Raw genomic sequence first — 18,106 nt, 5'->3', positions numbered from 1 at the left:
GCACAGGACATCGGCGGCGAAACACTTTATTGGCGTTTCGGGGCATAAGGCAGGATGAGAGCGGCTGCGCGAATCGGCCGCGGAGATTGTAACGCGACGCATGAAGCCCGAACTCCATCTTGCCGCCCGCTCGACGTGGCGCGACCCGGCGCCGGAAAAACCGGCGGGGCCGGGGCGCGAATATTGGGGGATGCTGGCCGCGATCACCATCGTCGCCTGCCTCGCGCTCATGCTGTCGACGGGGCAATACCGGCCGCGCGGCTTCGGTCCCTATAGCGTCAGCGTGCCGTTGACTTTCAAGCCCTATGATCCGGCGCGCTGGGCGGTGATGAATTCGGACAGCTATGAGGATGCGCTCAAGATCGATCCGACGCTGCCCGACCCCGCCAGCGTCGGCTATGCCGATGCGACCGCGCTGCCCCCCGCGTCGCCGACCGAGCTGCAGCAGGAAGCGTTCGTCGGCCCGCCCGCCAAGCCCTATGTCTTTCGCGGCCTGACCGCGCTCGACCGCGAGCGCGCGCATTATTGCCTGACTTCGGCTCTCTATTACGAGGCGGCGTCCGAAAGCGACGACGGGATGCGCGGCGTCGCGCAGGTGATCGTCAACCGCGCCCGCCACCCGAGCTTTCCCAACACGATCTGCGGTGTCGTCTTCCAGGGGTCCGAGCGCGCGGGCGTGTGCCAGTTCACCTTCGCCTGCGACGGCGCGATGGCGCGCGCGCCCGAACGCCGCAACTGGCTGCGCGCGAGCCGCATCGCCTCTGCAGCGCTGAACGGCTATGTTTTTCCGGGCGTCGGGCTCGCGACCCATTATCACACCACCGCGATCTGGCCGCGCTGGGGCAAGAGCCTCGTGATGACCAACATCGTCGGCGCGCATATCTTCCATCGCTGGCGCGGCCGCTGGGGCATGCCCGACGCCTTTCGTGCCCCCTATATGGGGCGCGAGCCGGTCCCCGGCCCCTATCTGCCGCTCGCGCAGCAACTCGCGATCCTCAAGGGCCAGGGGTTGCCGCCCGGCGCCGGGCCGGTGCCGGGGCTGACCGGCCCGGCGGCGCCGCTGCCCGATGTCGCGCCCGCGCCGCTGCCCGGCACGATGGGCGCCGCACCGCCCGCGGCGGCAACGACAGCGCCCACCGCAGCGCCCGCGCCGACCTACACCGATCCGCGGCTCAACCAGTCGGGGCAGATCAAGGAAGAGTTCAGCAAGAGCGGGGAGTGGATTCGCTGACCGAAGCCGCCTAGTCTCGCGCCCTCGGCATCAGGGAGGCAGGCATGGGACATGTAAAGGGCATCGGCGGACTCTTCTTCCGCGCCCGCGATCCGGAAGCGCTGTCGGCCTGGTATCGCGACCGGCTGGGGGTCGGCGGCGGGATCAGCGCCGACGGCAGCGAGCCGGTCAATCAATGGGTGTGGACGGTCACCGGCGGACCGCTGGTCTTTTCGCCCTTCAAGGCCGACACCGACTATTTCCCCGCCGATCGGCAGTTCATGATCAACCTGCGCGTCGACGACCTCGACGCCGTCCTCGCGCCGTTCCGTGCGGCGGGCGACGCGGTGATCACCAAGAAGGAATGGGACGACCCGAGCGTGGGCCGCTTCGCGCGGGTCCACGACCCCGAAGGCAACCCGATCGAGCTTTGGGAACCGCCGGCGAAATAGGTCCCCCCTCCCTGAAAGGGAGGGGTGATTTACCGCCCCTGGCTTCGCCAGCGCTTGACGACGCGCTCCAATATCTCCGCCTCGCCGCCGGTCTCGCGCCACAGCTTCGAGAACATCGGATCGCTCGACGCGGGCCTCTTGTCCTCGTCGAGCGTGTCGAGATAGACGCGGATCGGAATCGACACGCCCTCGCCGCAGACGATGCATTCGCGGTTGCGAAGCGCCGGGATCGAATCGATGAAGCCGCGCGCGCCTTCGGGCATCGCCGCCTTGACGAAATGCTGGTCGCGCTCGTTGTTGAGGCGCATCGAGATGATCGTGCCGCACTGGGAGAGCACGCCTTCGGCCAGATCCGACGGGCGCTGGGTGATCAGCCCCAGCGACACGCCATATTTGCGGCCTTCCTTGGCGATCCGTTCGAGAATCTTGCGCACCGCCTGGCCCTGGCCGATATCCTTCGACGGGATGTAGCGGTGCGCTTCCTCGCAGACGAGCAGGATCGGACGCTGCGGTTCGCCGCGCGACCAGATCGCATAATCGAAGGTCAGGCGCGACAGCACCGCGACGACGACGCTGGTGATATCGCTGGGAACCCCCGACACGTCGATGATCGAGATCGGACGGCCGTCCGACGGCAGGCGAAAGATCTTGCCGATGAAATTCGCCATCGTGTCGGCGACGAGCATGCCTGAGAACATGAAGTTATAGCGCGGGTCGGCTCGCATTTCCTCGATCTTGCCCTTGATCCGCATGAAGGGCGCCGACGAGGTCGCCTTGTCGAGCTTGCCCATCTCGTTCGTAAGGATGTTGAGCAGGTCGGAGAGCAGATAGGGGATCGGCGAGTCGACCGTGAGCTTGGTCATCCCTTCGGCCATGCGGTTCTTCTGCCGCGCCTGGAGCAGACATTTGGCAAGCACGTCGCAGTCGCTCTGGCGGTCGCGGCCCTCGCTGGTGACGAAGACCTCGCAATGTTCCTCGAAGTTCATCAGCCAATAGGGCATGGCGAGATTGTCGACATCGAACAGCGCGCCGGTGCCCTTGAAGGCGGCCGAATATTCGCCGTGCGGGTCGATCATCACGATATGGCCCTGCGGCGAAAGTTCGCAGATCTTGTGAAGGATCAGCGCGGCGCTGGTCGACTTGCCGGTGCCGGTCGATCCGAGCAGCGCGAAATGCTTGCCGAGCATCGCATCGACATAGAGCGAGCCGCGAATATCACGCGTCGGATAGATGGTCCCGATCTCGACATGCGCGCGTTCGTCGGCGGCGTAAATCTGCTTGAGGTCGTGGCTGGTCGCCGCATAGACCTGCCCGCCCGGGATCGGATAGCGCGTCACGCCGCGGCGGAAATTGTGGATGCGGCCGGTGATCTTTTCCTCTTCGCCTTCGCCGAGGAAGTCGATCGTCGCGACGATCAGCCCTTCGCCGCGCTCGTGCATCTGCTGGTCGCGGATGCTGGCGACGAGCCACACATTGCCGACGCGAATCTTGACCTGCGCGCCGACCTGCCCCGCCATCGCGACCGCCGCGTCGCTCGACGACGCCAATTGGCCGAGCGTTGCGGCATCGAGCAGAATCCGCGAATCCGACCCCGATATATCGATCACTTCGCCGATCAGCAGATCGTCGCGATGATGGGGGGTGACCGGCGCCACGGCCGCGGCGGTCCCACCGCCCGCAAGCCGGACATGCTGCGCGGCTGTCAAATCCCCGGCGCTGAACCCGCCACCCTGCATATCCATATCAAGCCCCCGCCTTTATCGTTCCGGCGCTGCTTATCGCAGGTGAGGGTAAATAAAGCGCTTATGCTGAATCGGCGGAAAAGCGCTCAGCGGCGGCGGAAAAGCGCCGATGCGCCATAGCCGAGGACCAGCGAAAGCATGACCGCGGTCAGGCCGTAGAGAAAGCCGTGCCGCTCGGCGGCGAGCGCGACGAACCGCTCGAACCCCGCCTTGCGGATCTGGACATCGCGCGAGGCGACCGCGATCACGCGGCCGCGGCTGATCAGATAGGTTTCGGCGCGATAGGTGCCGACGGGCACGCGCGCCGGCACCGGGATACGCGCGCGATAGAGCACGCCCTCGCTGATCTCGACCGCGCGCGGATTTTCGTAGAACAGCCCCGCGCGGCGATAGAGGTCGATCAGCCCCGCCTCGAAGCGCGCGAGCTTCTTCGCTTCGGAAAAGCCCGCGGGCGACATCGACAGATTGTCGAGGCCGAGCTCGAAGATCGCCGCGGTGCGCTCGTCGACCAGCTTGTCGATCGGCCGCGACGATCCGATCGCGTAAAAACCGGGCGAGGTGCGCAGCCGGATGCTGCTCGCATTGACCCAGATTCCCGCAACGCGCTGTTTCTCTCGCAGGACGATCGGCCGCACCGGCCCCTTCAGCACGACGACGATGTCGGTGCGGTCGTCGGGAAGCCGCTGCCCCGGATAGAGGATCGCGCCGAACAGCAGCAATTCCTCGCCGGTGAAGCTATACTGAATCTCGATCGCGCGGCTCGACACATCGGGCACGAGGCGCGGATCGTCGGCGCGCGCGGTGCCCACAGTCAGCAGCAGCGCCGATGCGCAGGCGAGAGCGCCGAGCCCCCTCATTGCACGGTGTAGATTTCTTCAGGGCGGATGAAGAGATCAACCGCCATGCGCAGCGCGACGATCAGCACGATCACCGCCAGTGCCATCCGCAGATATTCGGGCTTCACGCTCTGCGCGAACCGCGCGCCGATCTGCGCGCCGGTGACGCTGCCGACCAGCAGCAAAGCCGCGAGCACCAGGTCGACCGCGCCGGTGGTCATCGCATGGACCATCGTCGTCGCGATCGTCACGAACAGGATCTGGAACAGCGAGGTGCCGACCACCACCTGCGTCCCCATGCCGAGCAGATAGATCATCGCGGGCACCATGATGAAGCCGCCGCCGACGCCGAGCAGCATCGTCAGCACGCCGACCATCATGCCGAGCAGCAGCGGCGCGAGCGGCGAGATATAGAGGCCCGATCGATAGAAGCGCCAGCGCAGCGGCAGGTTGGCGACCATCGGATGGTGCCGCCGCTTGCGCGCCGCCGCGGGAAGCCCGGCGCGCATCCGCCGCAGCGCGCCCCACGCCTCGCGCGCCATGATCCCGCCGACCGAGCCGAGCAGCACGACATAGAGGATGTTGATCGTCGTATCGATCTGGCCCCACGCGGTCAGCAATTCGAACAGCCCGGCGCCGATCAGCGACCCGAACAGACCGCCGACGATCAGCACCCCGCCCATCCGCACGTCCACACCGTCGCGCTCGAAATGCGCAAGCGCCCCCGAAACGCTCGCCCCGGTGACCTGCGTCGCCGCCGACGCCGCGGCGACCGTCGGCGGAATGCCATAGAAGATCAGCAGCGGCGTCGTCAGGAAGCCGCCGCCGACGCCGAACATCCCCGACAGGAAACCGACCCCGCCGCCGAGCAGGATGATGACCAGCGCGTTGACCGACAGATTGGCGACGGGAAGGTAAAGATCCATGGGCCCCGAATGACGTTCACAGCGCAGGAAATGCGCCGAGTCCGGCGACCCTAGAGCATTTTTCGGGGCCGGGGAATCGGCTGCGGCACCTAAATTTCGCGGCTCTCTAAAAGTCTGTGGCGAGGGTCAGTGCGAGGCCGCTTTCGGGACGCGCATTGCCCGCCACCCGCTGTCGCCAGTCGAGCGCGATGCGGCTTCCCTTGCCAACGTCGGGAAGCCGCAGGGTCAGCCGGGGACCGACATCGATCCGCGACACGCCCGGCTGGACCGCGCCGGCGGCAAGCGCGCCGAGCCGCAGCGGCGAGCGCTCATCATCGCCGAGCCGCCGGTCAACGACCAGCGCGCCGTCGGCGAAGCCGTCGCGCCGGCGCGCACCGACGACGCCGGCCTGTGCATAAGCATCGAGGCGGAAGCCCGCAGGAAGCGGAACGTCGCTGACGCCTCCAGTCGCCATCGCGGCGAGCGCGGTGCGCCCCTCGCTGCCGATCGCGACGCGCTGCTCGATCGCAATGTCGACCGGCAGACGCCGCACGGGCGCGAACGCCGCGCCAAAGGCAAGTTCGCGCTGTTCGGCCCGACGTATCGCCATCGTCGCGCGGCCATAGGCGCGCAACCGCCCATCGTCGCCGAAGCCGTAGGCGAGGCGGAGGCCCGCCTGCGAACTGCCGAGTTGGCCGCCGGCGGCGATCGCATCCGACGCGCCGGCCGATCCCTCGCGCAGATAGAGCCAGCCGCCGAGCGACCAGCGGGCCAGCGGGCGCTGCATCCAGAAGGATTCGCCCCGCCCCGGATCGCCCACGCGGAGCGGCAGCGCGGCGCGCCACGGCGGCGGGTCGCCCCGCAGGGCGCCGCGCGTCGGAACGCCGGGCAGGAACCGCGCGATCAACGCGAGCCGTATGTCATGCCGGTCGCCGCCGAACCCTTTGTCCCCGGTCGTGCCCGGGACCGAAGAGGCGGCCTTCGGCAATGCGGCAAGGAAGCGGGTCGCTGCGGCGCGTTCGGGCAGCCGCGGCATAGCGGGCGAAAGGACTGCATCCGCCCGGTCGCGGGGGGCCGGCAAGATAAAGGGCGAAGGAATATTCCACGAGGGCCGAAGACCGGCCGGCGGCGCCGGCATCGCCGGGTTCCACAGCATCGCCGCGCGCAGCAGCACCCAACCGCCGAGGCAGAGCGCCAGAAAGCGCAGCGACGCGGCATCGCGCCCCGGCCGGGGGCCAGTCGCGGAGATCATCATGGCCGGATCGCCCGGCGCCCGGGCACGGCCTCGCCGTCCCGATGCTCGGTCTTTTCCCAAAGCACCTGCCCCGACCGCAGCATCCGCCAGTAAAGAACAACCGCCCGCCGCGCGGCCAACATCGCGATGACGTTGGCGACAAAGGCGCGCGGCACCGCCAGCAGCGCCTGACGCGCGCCATACCAGCGCGCGGTGAAATGAACGCGCATCGCGAGGCGCCACAGCAGCAGCGCGGCGTTGAGCGTGAACAGCACACGCATCCCCCCACCCAGCGGCATGGATTCCCAACCCAGCAACGCTTCGCCGGCAAGCGACAGGCCGCTGGCGATCAGACCCAGATAGGCGGCGAGCAGGACCAGCGCGGCGAGCGGCGAACGCCGATCGCGCCACAGCATCCAGCGCGCGAGCCATATCCGCCAGCGCGATGCCTCGCCGCCCGAGAAACGCGCGCCGAGCCAACCGAGATGATCCCAACCCGCAAGCGCGATGCCCGCGATCCAGCGCGATTTCTGCCGTACAGCATGCTCGATCGATCCCGGGAAGCCGCCGCGCGAGACGATGCGGTCCCCCGTCGCGGTCAGGCTGTCGGCGAAACAGGCGCGAAGGCCATAGGCACCGATCAGCATTCCGACCTCATAATCCTCGGTCAGGCTGTCGGCGCGAAAAGGGTAGCCGCCGCGCTCGATCGCGAGCAAGGACAGGGCATTGCGCGTCAGGGCGCAGCCGACCCCCGCCGACGGGATCGGAACCCCGAGGCGCGAGCGCAGCGCCAGTTCCTTGCCGTGCGCCTCCGCGAACTCGTCGCCATAATGGCCGCCGATCCATCGCGACCCGCCGGTCACCATCGGCACCACGGGAATCTGGACCATCGCATGGTCGCCCAGATGTCGGCGGTACAATGCGATTTCGTCGGCGTGGACATGATCTTCCGCATCGTGCAGCACCACCGCCGCGAAGCGCCGTCCCTCCATCCGCTCATCCTCGCCGAGCGCGGCCCATAGGCGATTGAGATTGTCGCCTTTGGTCGTCGGCCCCTCGGTCTCCCCGACGACGAGGCGCAGCCGCGCATCGCGCGCGACAAGCGGCGAAACCGAAAAGAGCGTCGCGACGTCGTTGGGATAGCAGCCGACATAGAGGCGAACATTTTCGCCCGCCCACGCCGCGAGCATACGCCGGAGCGTCGCAGGCAGCACCTCTGCCTCGTCCCACGCCGGGATGAAAACGGCGATCCGCCCGTCGAGCGGCCTGCTTTCCGCCCCCAGCGGCGGTGCCGCCACCTTGCGCGGCATCGCAAGCCACAACAGATCGAACAGCAGATCGTCGATTCCGATCAGCAGAATCCCGACCGATGCGAACAGCATCAGTTCGTGGCCGGCCCCCGCGACCAGCCATTGCAACCATGCGGACGACGGCTCCACCCCGCTTGCCCCGCTCCCCCGCGCGGCGCTTGCCGCGATCCCGCATGGGGTAACCGGCTGTTAATTTTTGTAAAGGGTGACGCCCGGCCGCCCCGGCGCTAGGAATGCGGCTCTCTTCCGGGTCGAGCAGGGTCGCAGCATCGCATATGTCCAGCAATTCAGCCTCTCGCTCCGTCCTGCGCGACTTTCTCGCGAGCGAAAGCGCGGGCGGGATACTGCTGATTTTCGCAGCCATATTGGCGATGATTGTCGCGAATTCGGCGCTGGGCGAATCCTATCACCATCTGGTTCACGCAGAGACCGGCCCGGTGCTCAGCGACAAGCTGGGGCCGATGACGGTCCATTTGTGGATCAACGACGGGCTGATGGCGATCTTCTTCCTGCTCGTCGGGCTCGAGATCAAGCGCGAGTTCGTCGACGGCCGCCTCGCGAGTTGGGACCGGCGGCGGCTTCCCTTCATTGCCGCCGCCGCGGGAATGGCGGTGCCCGCGCTGCTCTATATGCTCTTCGCAGGGAGCACGCCGGGGCTCGCGCAAGGGTGGGCGATCCCCGCCGCGACCGACATCGCCTTTGCCATGGGGGTGCTCGCGCTGCTCGGCAGGCGCGCGCCGACCTCACTCAAGCTGTTCCTCGTCACCGTCGCGATCGTCGACGACATGGGGGCGGTGGCGATCATCGCGCTTTTCTATACCGCGACGATCGACCTTGCCGCGCTCGGCGCCGCAGCGGCGCTGCTCGGCATGATGTTTGCCTGCAATCGCGGCGGTGTCCGGCATCTGTCCGTCTATCTGCTGCTCTTCGCCTGCCTCTGGTATGCGATGCTGCTGTCGGGGGTTCATGCGACGATCGCGGGGGTGCTCGCGGCGATGACGATCCCGCTCGACCGCACGCCCGGCGCGCCCGACAGCGCCGCCTCGCCGCTCCACCGGCTCGAACATGCGCTGCACCCGTGGGTCGCCTTCGCGATCGTCCCCGTCTTCGGCTTCGTCAACGCCGGGGTCGATATTCGCGGCCTCGGCAGCGAGCAATTGCTGTCGCCGCTGCCGCTCGGCATCGCCGCCGGGCTGTTCCTCGGCAAGCAGATCGGCATTTTCGGCAGCGTCTGGCTGGCGGTGAAGCTCGGCATCGCGGGCCGGCTGCGCGGCACGACCTGGCGGCAGGTCCACGCTGTCGCGGTGCTCTGCGGCATCGGCTTCACGATGAGCCTGTTCATCGGCGGCCTCGCCTTTCCGGGCGCACCCGAACTGATCGACGAGGCAAAGATCGGCGTGCTCGCGGGATCGCTCGCCGCCGCGCTCATCGGCTATGCGCTGCTGCGCTTGGCGCCGATGCACCCCGATCACGACGTGATCGAAGCCGCGAGCGAAGGCGAGATCGTTGCCGACGGCGACGTGCACGACACGTCGGAAACGCTCACATGAGATATGCGCCCTTGCTTTTTCTCGCGCCGATGCTCGCCGGCTGTGCGACTGCGGACACCAGGCCCGCCGCCGGCGTCGCGTCGATAGACGTCCGCCGCGCGCCGGTCTCGTCGCAGGCGATGAACGACATCGCCGCCGCCTATGTGATGCTCAGCCTCGAAATCGGCACGCACGAGGACGGTTATATCGACGCCTATTACGGCCCGACGGAGGTGAAAGCCGCCGCCGAAGCCGCGCCGCGCGACAAGGCCGCGCTGCTCGCCGCGACGCGCGCGCTGTGGGCGCGGCTCGATCTCGCCGCGCCCCGCCTCTCCGATCCGATGGAGCGCCGCCGCGCGGCTTTTCTGCGCGCGCAGCTTCGCGCCGCCGAAACGCGCCTGCTGATGATGCAGGGAACGCGCTTCGCCTTCGCCGACGAGGCCGAGCGGCTGTTCGGCGTGCGGCCGCGCCTGCTGCCGCTCGCGAGCTACGACGGTGCGCTGGCGAAGGTCGCGGCGCTCGTCCCCGGCGACGGCGACCTCGCGACGCGCGTCGAGGCCTATCTCGACCGCTTCACCATCCCGAAACCGCGGCTGCAAAAGACCTTCGACGCCGCGATCGCACGCTGCCGCGGACGCAGCGCCGCTCAGATCGAAATGCCCGAGGGCGAGAGCTTTCGTCTGGAGTTCGTCACCGGCAAGAGCTGGAGCGGTTACAATTATTATCAGGGCGGCTATCACAGCCTGATTCAGGTCAACACCGATCTGCCGATCCGCCTGTCGCGTGCGCTCGACCTCGGCTGTCATGAGGGCTATCCGGGCCATCATCTGCTCAACATGAAGCTGGAGGAACAGCTCGTGAAGGGACGCGGCTGGGCCGAATTCACCGTCTATCCGCTCTACAGCCCGCAGAGCCTGATCGCCGAGGGCAGCGCCAATTACGGCATCGACCTCGCCTTCCCGGCCGAAAGCCGCGCCGATACGGAACGCGACGTGCTGATGCCGCTGGCCGAAATTCCGGTTCCGGCGGACGATCTTTACTGGCAGCTCATGGACGCGACGAAAGCGCTACAGGGCGCGCGGCTGACGATCGCGCAGCAATATCTCGACGGCGCGATCGACCGCGCCGCGGCGGTCGCGCTGACGCGGAAATATCTGCTGATGTCGCCCGAGCGCGCCGACCAGTCGGTGCGCTTCGCCGAACAATATCGCAGCTATGTGATCAATTACGGACTCGGCGAAGCGATGGTTCGCGGCTATGTCGAACGCGGCAATCCGGACCGGGACGAAATGTGGCGGCGTATGGCGAAGATCATCGGTGAACCCACGCTGCCGGCGGACCTGCTCCGCCGATGAAGGCGGCGGCGCGCCTCTTGTGGCTCGGCCAGGCGGGTTCGCCCCGCCGTCCCCCGGCGGGCGTGGCACCGCGCGGCTGACCGATCCGGCGCGCACCCTTGCGCGCCGTCCGTCATTCCCGTGCCAAGCCGAAAAGGAGCAGATCATGCTCGACAAAGAAGATATTCATCGCCGCATCGAAACGCCTGAGATGAAGGATTATGGCGTCTACCTTGCGGTCGACCGCCTGCTCGCGTGCCAGAAGCCGCTCGCCGACCTCTGCACCCCCGACGAATTGCAGTTCCAGATCGTCCATCAGGTCGAGGAATTGTGGATGAAGCTGATGGCCTTCACCTTCGCCGAGATCGACGGCCATATGGCGGCGGGCGAGACGATGCGCGTCCTCTCGCTGTTCGACCGCGTCAATCGCATCATGCGGCTGATGACCGATCAGCTCGGCCTGCTCGAGACGATGAGTCCCTTCGACTATCAGGCGATCCGCCTCCAGCTGGGCAACGGGTCGGGGCAGGAAAGCCCCGGCTTCCAGCTTCTCCTCACCCTGCCTCAGTCGCTCTGGACGCGCTACAAGGCGGTCTATCTCGACGCCGCGGGGCGCACGGTGGTCGACGTCTACGACACCGGATACCGCCACGACGAAGCCTATATGGTCGCCGAGGCGATGGTCGAATATGACGAACTGTTCCAGCTTTTCCGCGCCCACCATATCCAGCTCATCCACCGTTCGATCGGCATGGGATCGAAGTCGCTGAAGGGGCGACCGGTCGAATTGCTCAACGCCGGGATGCGCCACCGCTTCTTCCCCGAGCTGTGGGACGTCCGCTGCGAGATGACCGACCGCTGGGGTGCCCGATATGGCGTCAAGCGCGACAGCATCAGCGGCGCTTCGGCGGCCGGGCACGGCAGCGGGCTGTGAGCGGCGCGCTGCTGTCGGAAGCGGTCGCGGGCCGCTTCCACCTGCCGCCGAACGCCACCTATCTCAAGAGCCACAGCGTCGGCTGCCAGCCGCGCACAGCCGAGGATCTGCTGCGCCGGAAACTGCTGGCGCCGTGGCGCGAGACGGGCGAGGCGTGGCCCGACTGGCTCGGCGCGATCGATGCGTGGCGCGCGGCGCTGGCCGGGCTGATCGGGGTCGAGGCGCGCGACCTCTGCCCCGCAACCAACGTCAGCGCGGGCCTGTCGCGCTATCTCTCGGCGCTTGGGACAGCGACGAGGCGGCGCACGATCTTGCTCGCGCCGAGCGCCTTTCCGACGATCGGCTATGTCGCGAGCGGGCTCGAAGCGGCGGGGTGGAGGGTGCGCTACCTGCCCGGCGACGCCGACGTTCGCGATCCCGCGAGCTGGATCGCGGCGCTCGACGACGATGTCGCGCTCGTCGTTGCGATGCACGTCAGTTCGAACAGCGGTGCGCTCACCGACATCGCGGCGGTCGCGGCGGCGGCTAAGGCCGCAGGCGCGCGCTGCATCGCCGACTGCGCGCAGTCGGTCGGCGTGGTGCCGGTGACGCCCGCGGCGTGGGGCGTCGACGCGGTGCTCGGCACCAGCGTCAAATGGCTGTGCGGCGGCCCCGGCGCGGCGTGGCTGTGGGTCGCGCCGCACGACCGCACTGCGCTCTCGCCCATGGAGCGCGGCTGGTGGAGCCATGAAAATCCGTTCGAGATGGACATAAGCGCCTTCCGCTACGCCCCCGACGCGCGGCGCTGGTGGGGCGGTACCCCCGACGTCGCGCCGTTCATCCTGTCCGCCACGGGCATTGCCGAGATCGCGGCGATCGGGGTCGACCGAATCCGGGCGCATAATCGCGCTTTGCAGGCGATGCTGCGCGACGCGCTCGAAGCCCGGACGCCGGGGTGGCGCTGGCCGGCGGGCGACATCGGCGGGACGCTGTGCATCGACACCGGCGCCGATCAGCCGCGCGTGGCCGCGGCGCTCGCGGCGCACGGCATCGGCGCCGACTTTCGCGGATCAGTCGTTCGCCTGTCCTTCCACGCCTATAATGGCGCGGGGGACGTCGAAGCGGTCGCACGCGCCTTTCTGCCATAATGTGTCCCCGCGAAGGTGGGGACCCATCTCCGGTCGGTTCAAACTGGCTCCGGCAGAAGATGGGCTCCCGCCTTCGCGGGAGCACGCCGCTTTTTCCCGAAAGGGAGTGGCATGACCCGACCCACTGAAGGCCTTAAAGCACCGGCCGCCGGTCGAACCAGGGCTGCGCGGCTTCAAGTTGCGTCGCGAGCTGAAGCAACAGCGCCTCCTCGCCGACGCGGCCGACGAACTGTGTTCCCATCGGCAAGCCATCGGGCGTCCACCACAGCGGGAGGTTGATCGCCGGCTGACCGGTCGCGTTCTGGATCGCGGTGAAGGGCACATAGTCGGTCATCGCGCCGAAACCGACCGCGATATCGTCGCTGTCGAGCGGGAAGCTGCCGTTCGGGGGCGGCGGCGCGCCGAGCGTCGGGGTCAGCCAGACGTCGTAATCGGCATGCCACGCGGCGACCGCGCGCGCCATCTGCTGAAGCTGGAAGATCGCGCCCCAAAGCTGCGGCGCGCTGATGCCCTTGCCCATCGCATAGAGGCCGCGCGTCAGCCCTTCGAGCGTGTCGGGGCCGGGCACCTGCCCGGTCATCGCGGCGAGGCCGTCGATCTGCATCGCCGCGCCGCTCGACCAGATCGCCAGGAAGGCGGGCACCATCGCGTCGTTGTCGACCGGCGGCGAAGCCTCCTCGACATGATGACCGAGGCTTTCGCAGAGCTTCGCGGCATGGTCTACCGCTGCGACCGCCTGTGCATCAAGCGCGCGGCCGCCGGGCGCGGTGCGGGCGAAGGCGATGCGCAGCGCCGGGCACGGCGCCTCGGCGGCGCGGCGCCAGCTCGGCGGTGCGGGCGGTGCCGAATAGGGATCGCCGAGCTCGGGGCCGGCGGTGACGTCGAGCATCGCGGCGGTGTCGCGCACCGAACGGCTGACGATATGCTCGGCCGCGAGCCCGCCCATCACGTCGCCGAGCATCGGCCCCAGCGGATTGCGCGCCCGCGTCGGCTTCAATCCGACGAGCCCGTTGCAACTCGCCGGAATGCGGATCGAGCCGCCGCCATCGTTGGCGTGGGCGACGGGCACCATCCCGCTCGCCACCGCGGCGCCCGACCCGCCCGACGAACCGCCGGTCGAATGCTCCGGGTTCCACGGATTGCGCGCGGGGCCATAAAGCTTGCTCTCGGTCGTCGCGACGAGGCCGAATTCGGGAACGTTGGTCTTGCCGAGCGGCACCAGTCCGCCGGCGAGGAAGCGCTGCACCAGCGTCGCGGTGAAGGGCATCGGCACCGGCGGCGAGAGGCGCGAACCATTGCGCGTCGGCCAGCCCGCGAGGTCGCCCAATATATCCTTGAGCAGGAAGGGCACGCCCTTGAACGGCCCGTCGGGCAGAGGCCCCTTCGCCCGCTCGCGCGCACCGTCGAAGTCCGTGAAGATCACCGCGTTGAGACGCGGGTTCAGCGCCTGGATCCGCGCGATCGCGGTGTCGACGAGTTCGAGCGCCGTTACCTCACCCTTCGCGACGAGTTCAGCGAGGCCGAGCGCGTCGTAACGGCCATAGTCGGCAAAGCTCATGCCGTTCTCCTCCGGTCGTTGGAATGGGTTGGCCGGACGCACGGTCCGGCCGCCCGGTCACTCCGCCGCGATCGCCAGTTCGACGCGCTGGGGCCCGCGGATCACGCCGCCGGGGGTCGGGCCCTGCATCGTGCCGTCCTTGAAGGTGACGACGCCCGACTTGATCGTCGCGACATAGCCCTCGGCCTTTTGCAGCAGGCGCTTGCCGCCCGCGGGCAGATCGAAGGCGAGCCACGGCTTGCCGAGCTTGAGCGCCTCCATGTCGATGATGTTGAGGTCGGCGAGATAGCCCGGCGCGAGCACGCCGCGATCCTCCAGCCCATAGAGCATCGCGGTGTCGCGGCACTGGCGCTTGATCGCCGCTTCGAGCGCGATGCGGTTCCCTTTGCGATCACGCACCCAATGCTGGAGCATGAAGGTCGGCGAGGCGGCGTCGCAGATCGTCCCGCAATGCGCGCCGCCGTCGGACAGGCTGTTCACAGTGTCGTCCGACGCCTGCAGATCCTCGAGGAAATTGAGGTTGCCGTCGCGGTAGTTCAAAATCGGGAAATAGATGAAGCCCTTGCCGTCGTCCTTCATCAGCAGGTCATAGGCATATTCGGAGGGCGAGACGCCCGCCGCCGCAGCGCGATGCGCGACGCTTTCGTCCATGCGCGGTTCGTAGTTGAAGTCGGGGTCCATCTCGAAATGCACCGGCCAGCCCTCTGCAACGACCATCAGGAAATCGAGGATATCGCTTTCGGGCCAGACATTGGGTTCGCCGATCATGCGGGCTTTGAAGGCCGGGTCCTTCAGCTTCGCAAGCTGCTGGTCCCACGGCAGCCCCTCGATCTCGGCCCAGGCAGGCTTGAAGCGGAAGGGGTGGACGGTGCCCTGCCACGCCATGATCACGCCATTGCCGCGCAGCGCGATCTGCGCGACGATGTTGGCGCCCGTCGCGTTCTGCTTGCGCATCTCCGAAATCTGTTCCTCGAGCGGCAGTTCCTTGGCGATCGACTGGAGCGCGGCAAAGGTCACCGGCAGGCCGGTCTCGCGGCTGAGATCGCCCATCCACTGGAACTCGTTCCACTCGCGTTTCATGTCGCTCGCCATCTCGAAGACGCCATAGCCGACGCGGCCCATCGCGCGGCCGATCGCGACCAGTTCCTCGGCGGTCGCGGTGGTGCCGGGGACGAGTTCGCCGTCGACCGACTTGTGGAGCACGGTGCGGCTAGTCGAGAAGCCGAGCGCACCCGCGCGCACGCCTTCCTCGACGATCCGCGACATTTCGGCGATGTCCTCGTCGGTCGGGATCGCGCCGGGCTTTTCGCGGTCGCCGAGCACATAGGCGCGTACCGCGCCGTGCGGGACGTGGCAGGCGACGTCGACGGTGCGTGGCAGTTTTTCGAGCGCGTCCATATATTCGGGGAAGGTTTCCCATTCCCACGACATGCCCTCGGCGAGCGCGGTGCCGGGAATATCCTCGACGCCTTCCATCAACGAAATCAGCCAGTCGTGGCGGTCGGGCTTGGCCGGAGCGAAACCGACGCCGCAATTGCCCATGACGACGGTGGTGACGCCGTGCCAGCTCGACGGCGCCATTTCGGCGTCCCACGTCGCCTGTCCGTCATAATGGGTGTGAACATCGACGAAGCCGGGGGTGACGATCCGGCCGCCGGCGTCGATCTCCTCGCGGCCCGCGCCGAGGTTCTGACCGACCGCGACGATGCGGTCGCCCTCGACCGCGACGTCCGCGACGAAGGGCTTGCCGCCCGACCCATCGACGACCGTGCCGCCGCGAATCACCAGATCATGCATGTCCGCTCTCCCGTTATTTTCGTTTCAGGACGAAACCTATCATGGATCGCCGATATGCCAAGAGCTTTGACCAAGCCCCCTAAGGCGACAAAAGATACGGACGGACACATTCTTTCTGTCTCTTTTGTCGCTTTAAGGGAGCGGCCGTCATTGCGAGCGGAACGAAGTGATGATGAAGCAGGCGGTGAACCACAGCATGGATGCTGACACGGCGGGACAATGTAGGAAAGCCCCGCCCCTTCCGCGCGAATAGGCGCGCACACCGCATCGCGAGGCGCTATGGTGCGGCATCAAACAAAAGGGAGTCGAAACCATGATCCGCCCGCTGACCCTCGCCCTGCTGCTCGCCGTCGCCGCGCCATCGGCCATCGCGCAGCCGTCGCCCGCTCCCGATTACAGCGCCGCGCTCGCCGATCCGGCACGCCCCGCCACCGATCAGGCACGCGACGCCGCGCGCAAGCCCGCCGAACTGCTCGCCTTCGCGGGCGTGAAGCCGGGGCAAGCGGTTGGTGACTTTGTGATGGGCGGCGGCTATCTGACCCGCATTCTCGCGGGCGCGGTCGGGCCGGAGGGCAAGGTTTACGCCTTCCAGCCCGCCGAGTTCATTGCCTTCAAGAAGCAATATGGCGACGATCAGGCCGCGATCGACGCCGCCTATGCCAATGTCGACGCGGTCGCGGGGCCGTTCGCGGCGCCGGCCTTTCCGGTGCCGCTCGACACGATCATCACCGTGCAGAATTTCCACGACCTCTATCTGAAACCCTTCCCCGAAGGCACCGGCGACGAGGCGAGCGCGGCGCTGTTCGCGGCGCTGAAGCCCGGCGGGACGCTCGTCGTCGTCGATCATAGCGCGGCGGACGGCAGCGGCACGACGCTGTCCGACAGCCTGCACCGCATCGACAAGGCGGCGGTCGTCGCGGCGCTCACCAAGGCAGGGTTCACGCTCGAAGCGGAGAGCGATCTCTACAAGCAGCCCGACGACCCGCGCACCGCCAACGTCTTCGATCCCGCCATTCGCGGCAAGACCGACCAGTTCACCTTGCGCTTCCGCAAGCCCGCATGAGGCGCTAGGGCGGCGTGATGAACAACAACGACGAAGACTATGTCTATGACGAGGCGAGCGGCGAATGGCTGCCCGCCAGCGAAGCGCGCGAACGGGCGGCGGCCGCCAATGCGCTGCCCGAAGCCAGGGACGCCGTCGGCAATGTGCTGAGCGACGGCGACTCGGTCGTCCTCATCAAGGATCTGCCGGTGAAGGGCGCGGGGCAGACGCTGAAGGTCGGCACCGTGATCAAGTCGATCCGGTTGACCGCCGATCCCGAAGAGATCGACTGCCGCTACGAGGGGATCAAGGGGCTGGTGCTGCGGACGGAGTTCGTGCGCAAGCGTTAAGCGATCGCGCATTTGATCGGGATCGTCCCCTACCGTTCGTGTGGAGCAGGACTATAGTCCGGGCTTAACACACATCGGTTTGGAACGTGATCATAGTTGATGGAATCGTCATCCCGGCGAAGGCCGGGATCTCATCGTATCGACCATCCGCACCGGCGAGATCCCGGCCTTCGCCGGGATGACGAGATGGAAACCGCGTTTCAGTCAGACTCAATCAAGCCCTAAGCCCGCGCCGAAGGCGGCCTTTCCGTGTCCCAGCGGGGCCGCGCGGCGTCCATTCCGGCGACGACCTTGTCCCAATAGGCCTCGGTCCGCCCCTGGAACTTCATGTCGAAACGCTCGACCGTGCGGAATTCGAGCACTTCGACGCCTTCGGGCCCCGGTTTGTAGCTATAGGGGACGTCGCTGCCGACGAAAAAGCCGTCGCCCGCGCCGAGCTCCTCGGTCCCGAGCTTCAGCGAACCCGCGATGATATAATAGAGACAGTCCGCATCATGGCTGTGCAGCGGCAGCGCGAAGCCGCTTTTGAACCAGGCGTAGGTCAGGCTCATATGCGGGAGCGAGAACAGCACTTTGGTGACGTTCCCTTCGCCGACGCCCGCCGCGACCCAGCGGCCGATGCCGGCTTCGACGATCGGGGTCAGCCCGGCGAGCGTCATCTTGTCGGTTTCGTTGAGGTCGGGCGCGTCGCCGGCCCGGAAAATCCGGGACGGCGCCGCGTCCCGCGCGCGATCGGCCTCGGCCAT

Annotated in this window: 17 protein-coding genes; 8 read left to right on the top strand and 9 right to left on the bottom strand. The window is 67.5% G+C overall.

Going from position 1 to position 18,106, the window contains the following annotated elements:
- Positions 1 to 100: 100 nt before the first annotated feature.
- On the top strand, positions 101 to 1,231 hold the full coding sequence (locus tag NP825_RS01470; protein WP_257547825.1) for a cell wall hydrolase: 1,131 nt from the start codon (positions 101 to 103) through the stop codon (positions 1,229 to 1,231).
- A gap of 44 nt (positions 1,232 to 1,275) precedes the next feature.
- Entirely contained in the window at positions 1,276 to 1,662 is a 387-nt protein-coding gene (locus tag NP825_RS01465) for a VOC family protein (RefSeq protein ID WP_257547823.1), read from the top strand.
- A 29-nt stretch (positions 1,663 to 1,691) separates the two neighbouring features.
- Here NP825_RS01465 and NP825_RS01460 read toward each other — a convergent pair whose 3' ends face one another.
- The 5 genes from NP825_RS01460 to NP825_RS01440 form a co-directional block, all read right to left on the bottom strand.
- Positions 1,692 to 3,404 (bottom strand): ATP-binding protein, encoded by a 1,713-nt coding sequence (locus tag NP825_RS01460; RefSeq protein ID WP_257547821.1) that lies wholly within the window; start codon positions 3,402 to 3,404, stop codon positions 1,692 to 1,694.
- Between the two features lie 86 nt (positions 3,405 to 3,490).
- The gene (locus NP825_RS01455) at positions 3,491 to 4,261 is read right to left on the bottom strand and encodes a TIGR02186 family protein (RefSeq protein ID WP_257547820.1); all 771 of its coding nucleotides are present in this window, start codon (positions 4,259 to 4,261) and stop codon (positions 3,491 to 3,493) included.
- Positions 4,258 to 5,166, bottom strand: a complete 909-nt coding sequence (locus tag NP825_RS01450) for a sulfite exporter TauE/SafE family protein (protein WP_257547819.1) — start codon at positions 5,164 to 5,166, stop codon at positions 4,258 to 4,260. The genes NP825_RS01455 and NP825_RS01450 overlap by 4 nt, the downstream gene beginning before the upstream one ends.
- A gap of 106 nt (positions 5,167 to 5,272) precedes the next feature.
- On the bottom strand, positions 5,273 to 6,400 hold the full coding sequence (locus tag NP825_RS01445) for a hypothetical protein (RefSeq protein ID WP_257547818.1): 1,128 nt from the start codon (positions 6,398 to 6,400) through the stop codon (positions 5,273 to 5,275).
- On the bottom strand, positions 6,397 to 7,818 hold the full coding sequence (locus NP825_RS01440) for a glycosyl transferase family protein (protein ID WP_257547817.1): 1,422 nt from the start codon (positions 7,816 to 7,818) through the stop codon (positions 6,397 to 6,399). Before NP825_RS01440 ends, NP825_RS01445 begins: the two co-directional genes overlap by 4 nt.
- 146 nt (positions 7,819 to 7,964) lie before the next feature.
- On the opposite strand from NP825_RS01440, the gene nhaA reads away from it, so the two are divergent.
- Positions 7,965 to 9,239 (top strand): Na+/H+ antiporter NhaA, encoded by a 1,275-nt coding sequence (gene nhaA, locus NP825_RS01435; RefSeq protein WP_257547816.1) that lies wholly within the window; start codon positions 7,965 to 7,967, stop codon positions 9,237 to 9,239.
- Here nhaA and NP825_RS01430 read toward each other — a convergent pair.
- Positions 9,232 to 9,369 (bottom strand): hypothetical protein, encoded by a 138-nt coding sequence (locus NP825_RS01430; RefSeq protein ID WP_257547815.1) that lies wholly within the window; start codon positions 9,367 to 9,369, stop codon positions 9,232 to 9,234. The two genes, nhaA and NP825_RS01430, sit on opposite strands and share 8 nt — an antisense overlap.
- On the opposite strand from NP825_RS01430, the gene NP825_RS01425 reads away from it, so the two are divergent.
- The 3 genes from NP825_RS01425 to NP825_RS01415 all read left to right on the top strand — a co-directional run bounded on the left by NP825_RS01425 (position 9,359) and on the right by NP825_RS01415 (position 12,613).
- Positions 9,359 to 10,573: a hypothetical protein gene (locus NP825_RS01425; protein WP_257547813.1), complete on the top strand. Its 1,215-nt coding sequence runs from the start codon at positions 9,359 to 9,361 to the stop codon at positions 10,571 to 10,573. The two genes, NP825_RS01430 and NP825_RS01425, sit on opposite strands and share 11 nt — an antisense overlap.
- Before the next feature lie 145 nt (positions 10,574 to 10,718).
- The gene (locus NP825_RS01420) at positions 10,719 to 11,486 is read left to right on the top strand and encodes a tryptophan 2,3-dioxygenase family protein (RefSeq protein WP_257547811.1); all 768 of its coding nucleotides are present in this window, start codon (positions 10,719 to 10,721) and stop codon (positions 11,484 to 11,486) included.
- Positions 11,483 to 12,613 carry an aminotransferase class V-fold PLP-dependent enzyme gene (locus NP825_RS01415; protein ID WP_257547809.1) on the top strand — a complete coding sequence of 377 codons (1,131 nt, stop codon included), beginning with the start codon at positions 11,483 to 11,485 and terminating at the stop codon, positions 12,611 to 12,613. Before NP825_RS01420 ends, NP825_RS01415 begins: the two co-directional genes overlap by 4 nt.
- A gap of 133 nt (positions 12,614 to 12,746) precedes the next feature.
- Here NP825_RS01415 and NP825_RS01410 read toward each other — a convergent pair whose 3' ends face one another.
- The gene (locus tag NP825_RS01410) at positions 12,747 to 14,171 is read right to left on the bottom strand and encodes an amidase (RefSeq protein ID WP_257547807.1); all 1,425 of its coding nucleotides are present in this window, start codon (positions 14,169 to 14,171) and stop codon (positions 12,747 to 12,749) included.
- A 57-nt stretch (positions 14,172 to 14,228) separates the two neighbouring features.
- Positions 14,229 to 15,968, bottom strand: coding sequence for an amidohydrolase family protein (locus tag NP825_RS01405; RefSeq protein ID WP_257547805.1), 1,740 nt, complete (start codon positions 15,966 to 15,968; stop codon positions 14,229 to 14,231).
- Between the two features lie 313 nt (positions 15,969 to 16,281).
- Here NP825_RS01405 and NP825_RS01400 point away from each other — a divergent pair, with 313 nt between their 5' ends.
- Both NP825_RS01400 and NP825_RS01395 read left to right on the top strand, forming a co-directional pair.
- The gene (locus NP825_RS01400) at positions 16,282 to 17,031 is read left to right on the top strand and encodes a class I SAM-dependent methyltransferase (RefSeq protein WP_257547803.1); all 750 of its coding nucleotides are present in this window, start codon (positions 16,282 to 16,284) and stop codon (positions 17,029 to 17,031) included.
- 17 nt (positions 17,032 to 17,048) lie between these two features.
- On the top strand, positions 17,049 to 17,360 hold the full coding sequence (locus NP825_RS01395; RefSeq protein ID WP_257547802.1) for an alkylphosphonate utilization protein: 312 nt from the start codon (positions 17,049 to 17,051) through the stop codon (positions 17,358 to 17,360).
- A 221-nt stretch (positions 17,361 to 17,581) separates the two neighbouring features.
- On the opposite strand, the gene NP825_RS01390 is transcribed toward NP825_RS01395, so the two are convergent.
- Positions 17,582 to 18,106 (bottom strand): cupin domain-containing protein, encoded by a 525-nt coding sequence (locus NP825_RS01390; RefSeq protein ID WP_257547801.1) that lies wholly within the window; start codon positions 18,104 to 18,106, stop codon positions 17,582 to 17,584.

Source organism: Sphingopyxis sp. DBS4, assembly GCF_024628865.1.
GTDB lineage: Bacteria > Pseudomonadota > Alphaproteobacteria > Sphingomonadales > Sphingomonadaceae > Sphingopyxis.
This window is presented reverse-complemented; position numbering and strand designations above follow the sequence as displayed.

Coding starts and splice junctions, on each gene's coding strand:
- NP825_RS01470 (WP_257547825.1), top strand. CDS start 101: ATGAAGCCCGAACTCCATCTTGCCGCCCGCTCGACGTGGCGCGACCCG.
- NP825_RS01465 (WP_257547823.1), top strand. CDS start 1,276: ATGGGACATGTAAAGGGCATCGGCGGACTCTTCTTCCGCGCCCGCGAT.
- NP825_RS01460 (WP_257547821.1), bottom strand. CDS start 3,404: ATGGATATGCAGGGTGGCGGGTTCAGCGCCGGGGATTTGACAGCCGCG.
- NP825_RS01455 (WP_257547820.1), bottom strand. CDS start 4,261: ATGAGGGGGCTCGGCGCTCTCGCCTGCGCATCGGCGCTGCTGCTGACT.
- NP825_RS01450 (WP_257547819.1), bottom strand. CDS start 5,166: ATGGATCTTTACCTTCCCGTCGCCAATCTGTCGGTCAACGCGCTGGTC.
- NP825_RS01445 (WP_257547818.1), bottom strand. CDS start 6,400: ATGATGATCTCCGCGACTGGCCCCCGGCCGGGGCGCGATGCCGCGTCG.
- nhaA (WP_257547816.1), top strand. CDS start 7,965: ATGTCCAGCAATTCAGCCTCTCGCTCCGTCCTGCGCGACTTTCTCGCG.
- NP825_RS01425 (WP_257547813.1), top strand. CDS start 9,359: ATGAACGACATCGCCGCCGCCTATGTGATGCTCAGCCTCGAAATCGGC.
- NP825_RS01430 (WP_257547815.1), bottom strand. CDS start 9,369: ATGTCGTTCATCGCCTGCGACGAGACCGGCGCGCGGCGGACGTCTATC.
- NP825_RS01420 (WP_257547811.1), top strand. CDS start 10,719: ATGCTCGACAAAGAAGATATTCATCGCCGCATCGAAACGCCTGAGATG.
- NP825_RS01410 (WP_257547807.1), bottom strand. CDS start 14,171: ATGAGCTTTGCCGACTATGGCCGTTACGACGCGCTCGGCCTCGCTGAA.
- NP825_RS01405 (WP_257547805.1), bottom strand. CDS start 15,968: ATGCATGATCTGGTGATTCGCGGCGGCACGGTCGTCGATGGGTCGGGC.
- NP825_RS01400 (WP_257547803.1), top strand. CDS start 16,282: ATGATCCGCCCGCTGACCCTCGCCCTGCTGCTCGCCGTCGCCGCGCCA.
- NP825_RS01395 (WP_257547802.1), top strand. CDS start 17,049: ATGAACAACAACGACGAAGACTATGTCTATGACGAGGCGAGCGGCGAA.
- NP825_RS01390 (WP_257547801.1), bottom strand. CDS start 18,106: ATGGCCGAGGCCGATCGCGCGCGGGACGCGGCGCCGTCCCGGATTTTC.